We start from the raw sequence: 11,444 nt of genomic DNA, 5'->3' as shown, positions 1-11,444 counted from the left end.
CCCTGTTACCGCCGTGAAAGGGCGGTGTCCTAGGCCACTAGACGAAGGGGACACACTACAACATTCACTCCCTGCCGCGTTTCGCTGTGTGCTTTACGCTGCAAGTGGCGCGCATTCTATGGATGGATTGAAAGGTCGTCAACCCCCAGATATAAATTTATTTAAATCAATGACTTCGACCTGCTTTACGCACCGTTTCCGGGTTTTGCGTCGCCCGACGATTGACGCCTATATTCCGACACTCGCCAAGGCGTTATAGTCCACGGCACAGGTGATGGCAATCTGCACCCCAAGGGCCAGCATTTATATAAGCCGGTTCCTGGCCGATACAGATTCAGCTTCGCCGATCCAAACCCGTCGAGCGGCGCTAGGCTCCTGTATGCCAAGCCACTACACTCGCACGCGAACCCTATAAAGAGGTCTTACCGGTGACACCACTCATGATCACCCTGCTAGTCATAGCCGGGATCGCAATCTTGATCGCCATTGGCTACATGAACCATGTGGTGGAAAACACCAAACTGGAGAAGGCCCGCACCAAGGTCGAACTCAACGACCGCCTGCGCCGTTGCGGCGAACTGACCGAAACCTTCCCCGGCCAGTTCATGACCCCGGCCCTCAAACTGCTTCTGACTCGCCTCGAGCTGAACGTCTGCCAGCGCCTGCTGAACCTGGAAAAGACCAGCGCCACCACCAAGGCCCGCATCACCGAACTGAGCGCCCTCGTCGCCCAGGGCGAATCGATCCCGGTCAACAACCCGCCGGCCCCGATCCAGACCGAAGCCAAGGCCAAAGACGTCCGCTTCCTCCTCGAAGCCCTCCACGGCCAGATCACCCGCGCCGCGCAGGACGGCTTCCTGCCACCGAACGAAGCCAAACACTGGATCCGCGAAGTCCGCCACATCCTCGTATTGCTGCACATCGAGTTCTTCAACAACCTCGGCCAGCACGCCCTCCAGCAAAACCAGCCAGGCCAGGCCCGCCTCGCCTTCGAACGCGGCGTGCAATACCTGCGCAAACAGCAGGACCCGCAAATCTACGCCGAACAACTCCAATACCTGGAAAAACTCCTGGCCCGCGCCAACGCCCAGGTCATGGACAAGATCGCCCCGGTCGAAGGCGAAGAAAACCAACTGACTGCCGGCCTCAAAGATGTCGAGGCTGATGCGGACTGGAAGAAGAAAGTGATTTACGACTGAGTGCAGTCAAAGAGAGAAGCCACCGAGAGGTGGCTTTTTTATTGCCTGCGGGAAAGATCAAAATCAAAAGCGCCCTCACCCTAACCCTCTCCCGGAGGGAGAGGGGACTGACCGAGGTGTTTGGGAGAGGTACGCCGACGTGAGATACCGAGTCGAACTCGGTTTTTGAAACGCATGCAACTCGACTCCTGCTTTGGCTTTAGCTTTGGCTTTCACCACTCAACACGATGAGCGTTAGCTCGAGTACCGCTTTTGACGTGCCGGCCCCATCGGAAGGCTGAGTGGAGGGATTTATCCGGGGGTGGGAGCGCAGCGACCGTGCGGCGCAGCCGCATGCATCGAGAGGAGGTGCAGCGAAGCAAACCGTAGGCGATGCCCCCGGATGAATCCCGGAACGAAGGAACCTCGAGCCTCAGCGAGAGGCCGAACGCAGGGGCCCAGACCTTTGGTTCCTTTGGGGCGTTTGCCAAAGGGACTCGCCGTAAGGGCGAAACCGCCAGCGGCAGCACCCGAAGCAACGGATATTCACCCCAAACAACCAACAACCTGGTCGGCCCAAAGGCCGCCAAGGTCAAAGCCGAAAGTGCCCCACCATCCCCCGCAACTCACTCCCCAACTGCGCCAGCTCAACACTCGAAGCCGCATTCCCCCGCATGGCAATCGAAGACTGATCCGCACTCGCCCGAATACTCGTCACACTGCGATTGATCTCCTCGGCCACCGAACTCTGCTCCTCGGCCGCCGCCGCAATCTGCTGGTTCATCTGCTGAATCAACGAAACCGCCGTCGCAATACTCCCCAACGCACTTTCGGTCTGCAACGCATCACTCACCGCCAGCTTCACCAGTTCGCCACTGCTCTGAATCTGCTGCACCGACGAATGCGCCGCCGAACGCAAGGCACTGACCAGCCGCTCGATCTCCTCGGTCGACTGCTGCGTGCGCCGGGCCAGCGCCCGCACTTCATCGGCGACCACCGCAAAGCCCCTGCCCTGCTCGCCCGCCCGCGCCGCTTCGATCGCCGCGTTGAGCGCCAGCAGGTTGGTCTGCTCGGCAACGCTCTTGATCACCCCCAGCACCGTGCCGATGTTCTGGATTTCCGCACTGAGGCTTTCGATGCTCGAACTGGCCGACGTCGCCGAATCCGCCAGTTGCTCGATCCGCGCCATGCTCTGGCGCACCACCTGCTGGCCGCTTTCGACCTTGCCATCAGCGGTCTGCGCCGCGAGCGCCGCTTCTTCGGCATTACGCGCCACATCGTGAACGGTGGCGGTCATCTGATTCATCGCCGTGGCGACCTGTTCGGTTTCCTCTTTCTGGCTGCTGACCTCAAGGTTGGTCTGCTCGGTCACCGCCGACAGCGATTGCGCCGAACTGGCCAACTGTTCGATACCCGCCTGTAACCCGCTGACAATCGTACTCAAGCCCGCGCCCATCTGCTGCATGGCCAGCATCAGTTGGCCGATTTCATCGCGGCGGGAGACCTCGATCGTTGCGCTCAGATCACCGGCCGCAATTTGCTGCGCCACATGAATCACGCTGCGCAATGGCGCCACGATCAGCCGGGTGATCACCCACGCCGCAATCAGCCCGACCAGCAACGCCAGCGCCGATGAGCCAAGGATCAGTACCGAATTCTTTTTCAGTTCGCCCTGCATCGCGCCGTCTTGCGCGACATAGGCCTGATCGACCCGCGCCACGACTTCATCGGCCCGCTGGTGCAACTGTTGATAGACAGTCTTTTCCTGGGCCAGCAACCCGGTGTACTCGGCAAGCTTGTCGCTGAAACCGGCAATGTGCCCGGACACTTCATTGAGCACTGTCAGGTAACCCTCGTCCTTGACCGTGGATTTGAGCTGCTCGGCCTGGGCCTGAGCTTGGGCAGCCTGCTCGATATTGCCCTGACCTGCACTGTCATCACCCTTGCGGCTTTGATCCAGACGTACCCGTGCTTCGTTCATTGCCTGCAACATCAAGCGTGAGACTTGGCTGACCTGGCCAGCCTGCTCGATGAATTGCGCCCCGTCCTTGCCTTCGCTGTCTTTCAGGGTGTACGCGCCGTCATCGGCAAGACCGGCCTGCAGCACATCGAGATTGTTGGCGACGCTGGACACCGACCAACTGGCCATTTCCAGCGCCAGGTCCTTGGCCAGGGACAACGAGACGAATTCATCAAACGCCTTGCGATAGGCAACCAGCGACTGTTCTACGTCGCTCATCACCGGCACATTCGCCGAGGATTGCGCCTTGAGCCCATTGGCCATGGCAATCAGACCGTCCACACCTTCGTGCAAGGCATCGACGGTTTTCGGGTTGCCGTGCAAGGCGTAGTCCTGCTCCAGCAGCCGCACCTTGAGCAAGCCACTGTTGAGCGATGACATCTGCTTGAGGCCGTCGAAGCGCTGACTGATGGTTTGCAGGGACCAGACGCCAATCGCCGCCACCAGTGCAGTCAGCAACAACACCAACACAAACCCGATACCCAGTTTTTTTGCCATACCGAGGTTGGCAAAACGTCCTTGCACGGCCGAAATCATTGCGCGTAGCCCCCTGCCATAGTCTGTTGCCGAAGATTCGCAACGGCCTTGAACCAGCACAAGTCTCTGGCGTCGGAATAATGGCAAAAAGCTACGCACGCGTCGTTTTCAGAACGTTCGAGGTCGATCCATGGCTGTATCGCGAAAAAACTGCCGTGCCCGTGGATCACAGGCGTAAGCCACGTTGATCCGCTGCCAGTCGCAGGCTTCGCCACTGGGACTGAACGACGTTGCGCAGGACAACTGCACACCGCAGCGTAGAGCATGCCCGCGCAAACGTGCCTCATCGGCCACCGGCGAACGTGCCCAGATGAACAGGCCGCCCGTGGGCTTGCCGAACACCTCCCAGTCAGCGTCCTCCAGGGCCTGAAGGGCAGCCACACGATCAGTGGAAAGTCGCTGACGCTGACGCTGTACCAGTTTTCGATAGGCACCACTGGCCAGCAATCCGGCCAGAACCGCCTCGCAGAACCTCGAGGTGCCCATGCAACTGATCATCTTGACCCGCGCCATACGCTCGATCAGTTTGTCACTGGCCAAGACAAAACCGACCCGTAGCGAGCTGCTCAGCGTCTTGGAAAAGCTGCCGACATAGATCACCCGCTCCCCGTCATCCAGCGCGGCCAGACGAGTACCGCTGCCATTGTGCAGATCGGCGTAGACATCATCTTCAATCACCCGCAGATCGTAGGTTCTGCTCAATTGCAAGACTTGTCGCGCCACCGCCGGCGCCAGGCAACTGCCCGTGGGATTGTGGTGATGACTGTTGATGAACAGCGCTGTCGGCCTGAACTGTTGCAGTAACGCCTCGAGCGCTTCGATGTCCGGACCGCTCGGAGTGCGGCGCACCTCCAGCATGCGAATGCCGTGCAAGCGCAAAAGTTCGAACAGCGGCGCATGTCCGGGCGTTTCGACCACCACGCAATCGCCGGCCTTGAACAGGGTTCGCATGATCAGGTCCAGAGCGTGGCTGGCACCGGCAGTCGTCAGCACCTGTTCATCGAGGGCCTTGATATCCAGCAATCCGAGACGCTTGGCAATCTGCTCCCGCAACGCCGGAAGACCGAGGGGGTCGTTGTAGTTGAACAGGCTGGCCATATCGGCGCGCGCCACCTGTCGGATCGCATAACTCAGATCATCCGGCTCACGCCAACTCTCCGGCAGGACACCAGCGCCCAGCTTCAATCCGCCGCGCCAGGGCGATTGCGTAACGCGACCGTGCTGCTCGTCGCCTGCCTCGGAGCCATTACTCCCCCGGCAATAATCCGGCAACAACGCCGCCACCATGAATCCCGAGCCCTGGCGCGACGCCAGAATTCCCTGCGCCACCAGACGCTCGCAAGCCTCCATGACGCAGGACTGGCTGAGCAGATTGCGTCGAGCGATCTGTCGTACGGAGGGCAGCCGCGTCGTCGGCGGCACCTGTTCCTGCACGATCCACTCGGTCAACCCGTCAACAATCTGCTGTACAACCGGCACCATCGCCTGTCGGTCAATTCTCAAATCCATGAGCACGCAAACTCCTGTCCGTTTTGCTGGGAGCAGTAAATCACAGCCGCTCCGTTCGGGCTGTGCGACAAAACCGTCAAAAGCCTCCGTTCTAACCATTTGAAACACATTGTTTAGCGGATTCACAAAACCGCTCCCGAGGCGAAAAAAAACCCGCCGATGAGCGGGTCCTTTTTGTACCAGCCGACGCTACCTTAGAAGGCAGTCACGCCACCATCCACCGCCAGCGAATGGCCGGTGGTAAACGCCGCACCATCACTGCACAGGTACAGCACGGCACTGGCAATTTCCTCGACCTTGCCGATGCGACCGACCGGGTGCATCGCGTTGGCGAATTCTCCTTTCTTCGGGTCCGCTTCATAGGCGCGACGGAACATGTCGGTGTCGATCACCGCCGGGCATACGGCGTTGACGCGGATTTTCTTCTTGGCGTATTCGATGGCGGCGGACTTGGTCAGGCCGATCACCGCGTGCTTGGAAGCCGCGTAGATGCTCATCTTCGGCGCAGCGCCCAATCCAGCCACCGACGCGGTGTTGACGATCGCCCCGCCGCCCTGCGCCAGCAGCAACGGCAGCTGATACTTCATGCACAGCCACACGCCCTTGACGTTGACGCCCATGATCGCGTCGAACTCGTCCATCGAGCCTTCGGCCAGTTTGCCTTTCTCGATCTCGATCCCGGCGTTGTTGAAGGCATAGTCGAGACGGCCGTAGGTATTGATCACCTCGTCCATCAGATTTTTCACTTCGTTTTCGACGGTCACGTTGCAGCGCACGAAGGTCGCTTCGCCGCCGGCTGTACGAATCAGCGCCACGGTGCCCTCGCCCCCGGCCGCATCCAGATCGGCCACCACCACTTTCAGACCTTCGGCGGCGAACGCCTGGGCCGTCGCGCGGCCGATGCCGTTGGCCGCGCCGGTGACGACGGCTACCTGACCGGAAAACGTCATGCTCATTGTTATGTCCTCGAATGCGGGGGGATTGATGAAGGCAGCATAGCCACAGGGGCCTGAGTGACGTCAGCACTATCAAAAGGCCGGTTAGGCTTGCATGAATCGCAGTGATGAAACCCATGGATCGACTATCACCGTACTGGATCGGCCTGCATTCGCCCCGTGAGCCAACCTTGCGGCATCGCTCATGAAGGTCTATCAACAAGGCTTCATTCAATTCGAGTGCCTGTCATGACCAACCAGACCAATCGTCAGTTCCTGCTCGCCAAACGCCCGGTGGGCGCCGCCACCCGCGAGACCTTCACCTATCAGGAAGTCCCGGTCGGCGAGCCGGCGGCGGGGCAGATTCTGGTCAAGAACGAATACCTGTCCCTCGACCCGGCCATGCGCGGCTGGATGAACGAAGGCAAATCCTACATTCCGCCGGTGGGTCTGGGCGAAGTCATGCGCGCGTTGGGCGTAGGTAAAGTCGTCGCCTCGAACAACCCGGAGTTCGCGGTCGGGGACTACGTCAATGGTGCGCTGGGCGTGCAGGATTATTTCCTCGGTGAGCCCAGAGGTTTCTACAAAGTCGATCCGAAACTGGCGCCACTGCCGGTTTACCTGTCCGCACTGGGCATGACCGGCATGACCGCCTACTTCGCCCTGCTCGATGTCGGCGCACCGAAAGCCGGTGACACCGTGGTGTTGTCCGGTGCAGCGGGCGCGGTCGGCAGCATCGCCGGGCAGATCGCCAAAATCAAAGGCTGCCGGGTGGTCGGCATTGCCGGTGGCGCGGACAAGTGCAAGTTCCTGGTCGATGAACTGGGCTTCGACGGCGCCATCGACTACAAAAGCGAAGACGTGCTCGCCGGTCTCAAACGCGAATGCCCGAAAGGCGTGGACGTGTATTTCGACAACGTCGGCGGCGACATCCTCGACGCGGTGCTGAGCCGCCTGAACTTCAAGGCGCGCGTGGTGATCTGCGGCGCGATCAGCCAGTACAACAACAAGGAAGCCGTCAAAGGTCCGGCCAACTACCTGTCGCTGCTGGTCAACCGCGCGCGGATGGAAGGCTTCGTGGTGATGGATTACGCCGCGCAGTACGCCAGCGCCGCCCAGGAAATGGCCGGCTGGATGGCCAAGGGTCAGCTCAAGAGCAAGGAAGACATCGTCGAAGGCCTGGAAACATTCCCGGAAACCCTGGGCAAACTGTTCAGCGGCGAGAACTTCGGCAAACTGGTATTGAAAGTCTGAAAACAATGAAGGGAGCCATCGGGCTCCCTTCATTGCATCTTCAGCCGTTCGCTCAGGCCAGTTCGGCAACCACCGAGGCCAGGGCCTTGGCCGGATCCGCCGCCTGACTGATCGGACGGCCGATCACCAGATAGTCGGAGCCGGCATCCAGCGCCTGACGCGGAGTCAGGATGCGACGCTGGTCGTCCTGCGCACTGCCCGCCGGACGGATCCCCGGGGTCACCAGTTGCAGCGACGGGTGCGCGGTTTTCAGCGCGGTGGCTTCCAGCGCCGAGCACACCAGACCGTCCATCCCGGCCTTCTCGGCCAGTGCCGCCAGACGCAGCACCTGCTCCTGCGGCTCGATGTCCAGACCGATACCTGCCAGATCCTCACGCTCCATGCTGGTCAGCACGGTCACGCCAATCAGCAACGGCTGCGGACCGCTGCGCTTGTCCAGTTCTTCACGGCAGGCCGCCATCATGCGCAGGCCGCCGGAGCAGTGAACGTTGACCATCCACACGCCCATCTCGGCCGCGGCCTTGACCGCCATCGCGGTGGTGTTGGGAATGTCGTGGAATTTCAGGTCGAGGAATACTTCAAAACCCTTGTCACGCAGGGTGCCGACGATTTCCGCGGCGCAACTGGTGAACAGTTCCTTGCCCACTTTGACCCGGCACAGTTTCGGGTCCAACTGGTCGGCCAGCTTCAGTGCGGCGTCACGGGTAGGGAAATCCAGGGCGACGATGATAGGAGTCTGGCAGGCGGACATGGATGGGCTCTCAGGCAAGTCGAAATCGGCGCGCATTGTAGCGGAACCGGCGGCGGCGCGGCACCCGATGATCGGTAAATCGTCGCGCCAACCGTGATCAGCATAGCCTTGCAGGGTATTGTGTCGAACCCGATACACAACCGACACGCCGACAACATGCGCCCGCGCTAGCCTCGCCAGCCGCAACAAGTCCTTACAGCAGCCCTTCCCGCCTCACGGCCGGACGCCTATGCTGAAACCACAACCTCGCAGCCTATCTTTGTGGTTGGCGGCCTACTGGCAGATGAACAGCCTCATGCACAACTCCCAAGCCTCCGTGAACGACGAGCAGAAAGACGACAAGCGCTGGAGCATCCGCGCGCTGATCGTCGACGATGACGTGCCGATCCGCGAACTGATGATCGACTACCTGGCCCGCTTCAACATTCACGCCAGCGGCGTCACCGACGGCGCGGCGATGCGCCAGGCGATGCAGGCCGAACATTTCGACGTGGTGGTGCTCGACCTGATGCTGCCCGGCGAGGACGGTCTGTCGCTGTGCCGCTGGCTACGGGCAGAGTCCGACATCCCGATCCTGATGCTCACCGCCCGTTGCGAACCCACCGACCGGATCATCGGCCTGGAACTGGGCGCCGATGACTACATGGCCAAACCGTTCGAACCACGGGAACTGGTGGCGCGGATCCAGACGATTCTGCGTCGGGTGCGCGACGACCGCAGCGAACAGCGTGCGAACATTCGCTTCGACAACTGGCGCCTGAACAGCGTCCTGCGCCAGCTCATCGCTGACGATGGCCTGGTGGTGCCGCTGTCCAATGCCGAATTCCGCCTGCTCTGGGTGTTCATCGAACGTCCGCGCCGGGTGCTCAGCCGCGAACAGTTGCTGGACGCCGCCCGTGGCCGCTCGATCGAAGCCTTCGACCGTAGCATCGACCTGTTGGTCTCGCGTCTGCGGCAAAAACTCGGCGACGACCCGAAAGCCCCGCAACTGATCAAGACCGTACGGGGTGAAGGCTACCTGTTCGACGCCCGGGACATCGGCTGATGCGGGCGCGCTTCGACACGCTGTTCGGCCGCCTGTTTGGCATGCTGTTGGTGGCGATCGTCCTGGCGCACCTGCTAGCCTTTGCCTGGTTCCGCCTCTACGGCCCGCCACCCCCGCCACCGCCGCCGGAGTTCTCGCAAAACCTCGACGGTCAACAGCCGGCTCAGGATCCACGCTACCCGCCCCGTCCACCGCGCCCCTGGTTCGGCGGGCCGATCGTGCCGCTGACCTTCCAGTTCATCTCGCTGATCATCGCCGCCTGGTACGGCGCCAAGCTGCTGACCCGGCCGATCCAGCGCCTGAGCGATGCCGCCGAGCGCCTGAGCGAAGACCTCGACAGCCCGCCGCTGGACGAAACCGGCCCCCGGGAAGCCCGGCAGGCCGCACACACGTTCAACCTGATGCAACACCGCATCCGCGAACAGGTGCAGCAGCGGGCACGAATGCTCGGCGCCGTCTCCCACGACCTGCGCACCCCGCTGTCGCGGCTGAAACTGCGCCTGGAAAACATCAACGACGACAAGCTGCAAGGCCAGATGCGCCAGGATCTGGACGACATGATCGGCATGCTCGACGCCACCCTCACCTACCTGCACGAACAGCGCACCAGCGAAGCCTTGCAATTGATGGACGTGCAGGCGCTGGTCGAATCACTGTGCGAAAACGCCCAGGATCAAGGCGCCGACGTTCAGGTCAGCGGCCACTGCGCACCCTTGCAAGTGCAACCGATGGCACTGCGCTCATGCATCAACAACCTGATGGACAACGCCCTGCGCTACGCCGGCCAAGCGCACATCGAACTGCAAGACCAACGCGAACAACTGCTGATCCGCGTCATCGACCACGGCCCGGGCATCGCGGCAGACAAGCGCGAAGCCGTATTCGAGCCGTTCTTCCGCCTCGAAGGCTCACGCAACCGCAACTCCGGCGGCGTCGGTCTGGGCATGACCATCGCCCGGGAAGCGGCGCAACGTCAGGGCGGACAACTGACCCTGGCAGAAACACCCGGCGGCGGCCTGACCGCCGTGATCCAACTGCCTCGCCGCTGAGCCCGACTGTGTACCAGCCGGTACAAACCTCACATACCCACGACACCTTGCACCTTGAGGCTGCATAAGCCGGTACACCCACCGGTTTTCCAGTCCAAGGAGTGAGCCCGATGATCGGTAGCGTCAGCAACTACACGAGCTATACCAGCAGCACCTCCACCCAAAACGCCCGCAGCCAGCAACTGCAAAAGGAACTGTTCGCCAAGCTCGACAGCAACGGCGACGGCGCCGTGGACCAGGACGAACTGGGCAGTGCCCTGTCACAAAAGTCCAATGACGGCCTGCTGGTCAGCCTGAGCAAACAATTCGGCGATCTGGACAGCGACGCCAGCGGCAGCCTCAGCGCCGAAGAAATGACCGCCATGGCCCCACCTCCACCGCCCCCAGGCGACCAGGCCCCCAACACCGAACTCGCCGACGCCCTGATCAGCGCCCTGGACGCCGACGGCGACGGCGCCATCAGCAGCGACGAACTGAGCAACGGCCTGACCAGCGCCGGCAGCACCGCCGACAGCAGCAAAATCTTCTCGGCCCTGGACAAAAACGAAGACGGCGTCGTCAGCCAGGACGAACTCGCCGCCAGCCTCACCCCACCGCCCCCGCCCCCTCAAGCCACCAGCGACGAACTGTTCAGCCAGCTCGATGCCGACGGCGACGGCGACGGCAGCGTCACCGAGTTGAACAGTGCGTTGCAAGCCAGCGACAGCACCTCATCGAACAACACCGACAACGCCGCCGCCCTGCTCAAAGTGCTGGACAGCGACAGCAGCGCAGGCGTCAGCATCGACGAACTGAAAGCTGCACTGCATGCAGGTCGCGAACGCCCGGATGACGAACAGACCGCCAGCAATACTCAAACCACTACCGAGGCGCTGAACCGGATGATTGCCAATCTGAGCAAGCAGTACTCGCTCGAAAACACTGCGTCGGTGGGCAAGTATTTGAATGTCGCGACTTGAGATTGGGTGAGGATTTGAGGGACGACTGAGGTTGGACGGGGTAAGTGGTTTGCTTTGACTTGGCGGTGTGTCAACAAAGCGCCCTCACCCTAACCCTCTCCCGGAGGGAGAGGGGACTGACCGAGGTGTTTGGGAGAAGTACGCCGACGTGAAATACCGAGGTGAACTCGGGTTTTGAAACACATAAGTTCACTAATGCCCCCGCCC

The 11,444-nt window shown here is 61.4% G+C and carries 9 protein-coding genes and 1 pseudogene; 5 read left to right on the top strand and 5 right to left on the bottom strand.

What is annotated here, in order from left to right:
* Positions 1-440 precede the first annotated feature (440 nt).
* Positions 441-1,199 (top strand): hypothetical protein, encoded by a 759-nt coding sequence (locus QRN46_RS13350; RefSeq protein ID WP_011335462.1) that lies wholly within the window; start codon positions 441-443, stop codon positions 1,197-1,199.
* A 571-nt stretch (positions 1,200-1,770) separates the two neighbouring features.
* Here the strand turns inward: QRN46_RS13350 and QRN46_RS29135 are convergent.
* From QRN46_RS29135 to QRN46_RS13335, 4 genes and pseudogenes are all read right to left on the bottom strand, one after another.
* Positions 1,771-2,634: a methyl-accepting chemotaxis protein gene (locus tag QRN46_RS29135; protein ID WP_409438514.1), complete on the bottom strand. Its 864-nt coding sequence runs from the start codon at positions 2,632-2,634 to the stop codon at positions 1,771-1,773.
* A pseudogene (locus tag QRN46_RS29130) lies at positions 2,632-2,856 on the bottom strand (HAMP domain-containing protein); the annotation flags it as partial. The gene QRN46_RS29135 and the pseudogene QRN46_RS29130, both read right to left, overlap by 3 nt.
* 987 nt (positions 2,857-3,843) lie before the next feature.
* Positions 3,844-5,244: an aminotransferase-like domain-containing protein gene (locus QRN46_RS13340; RefSeq protein ID WP_285355127.1), complete on the bottom strand. Its 1,401-nt coding sequence runs from the start codon at positions 5,242-5,244 to the stop codon at positions 3,844-3,846.
* A gap of 194 nt (positions 5,245-5,438) precedes the next feature.
* A complete protein-coding gene (locus QRN46_RS13335; RefSeq protein WP_221615393.1) occupies positions 5,439-6,200 on the bottom strand; it encodes an SDR family oxidoreductase in 762 nt (253 codons plus the stop codon).
* Between the two features lie 228 nt (positions 6,201-6,428).
* Between QRN46_RS13335 and QRN46_RS13330 the strand changes: the two genes are divergently transcribed.
* On the top strand, positions 6,429-7,433 hold the full coding sequence (locus tag QRN46_RS13330) for an NADP-dependent oxidoreductase (RefSeq protein WP_285355125.1): 1,005 nt from the start codon (positions 6,429-6,431) through the stop codon (positions 7,431-7,433).
* A gap of 52 nt (positions 7,434-7,485) precedes the next feature.
* Here QRN46_RS13330 and pyrF read toward each other — a convergent pair whose 3' ends face one another.
* Positions 7,486-8,184, bottom strand: a complete 699-nt coding sequence (pyrF, locus tag QRN46_RS13325) for an orotidine-5'-phosphate decarboxylase (RefSeq protein WP_007960372.1) — start codon at positions 8,182-8,184, stop codon at positions 7,486-7,488.
* A 295-nt stretch (positions 8,185-8,479) separates the two neighbouring features.
* Between pyrF and QRN46_RS13320 the strand changes: the two genes are divergently transcribed.
* The 3 genes from QRN46_RS13320 to xopAW all read left to right on the top strand — a co-directional run bounded on the left by QRN46_RS13320 (position 8,480) and on the right by xopAW (position 11,237).
* The gene (locus QRN46_RS13320) at positions 8,480-9,229 is read left to right on the top strand and encodes a response regulator (RefSeq protein ID WP_039772900.1); all 750 of its coding nucleotides are present in this window, start codon (positions 8,480-8,482) and stop codon (positions 9,227-9,229) included.
* Positions 9,229-10,278 (top strand): sensor histidine kinase, encoded by a 1,050-nt coding sequence (locus QRN46_RS13315; RefSeq protein WP_221615391.1) that lies wholly within the window; start codon positions 9,229-9,231, stop codon positions 10,276-10,278. Before QRN46_RS13320 ends, QRN46_RS13315 begins: the two co-directional genes overlap by 1 nt.
* A 110-nt stretch (positions 10,279-10,388) precedes the next feature.
* A complete protein-coding gene (xopAW, locus tag QRN46_RS13310; RefSeq protein WP_285355119.1) occupies positions 10,389-11,237 on the top strand; it encodes a XopAW family type III secretion system calcium-binding effector in 849 nt (282 codons plus the stop codon).
* Positions 11,238-11,444 lie beyond the last annotated feature (207 nt).

It is taken from the genome of Pseudomonas sp. lyk4-R2A-10 (assembly GCF_030209075.1).
GTDB classification, from domain to species: domain Bacteria; phylum Pseudomonadota; class Gammaproteobacteria; order Pseudomonadales; family Pseudomonadaceae; genus Aquipseudomonas; species Aquipseudomonas glycinae.
Note: the sequence above shows the minus strand (reverse complement) of the source record. Positions and strands in the feature narration are given on the sequence as shown.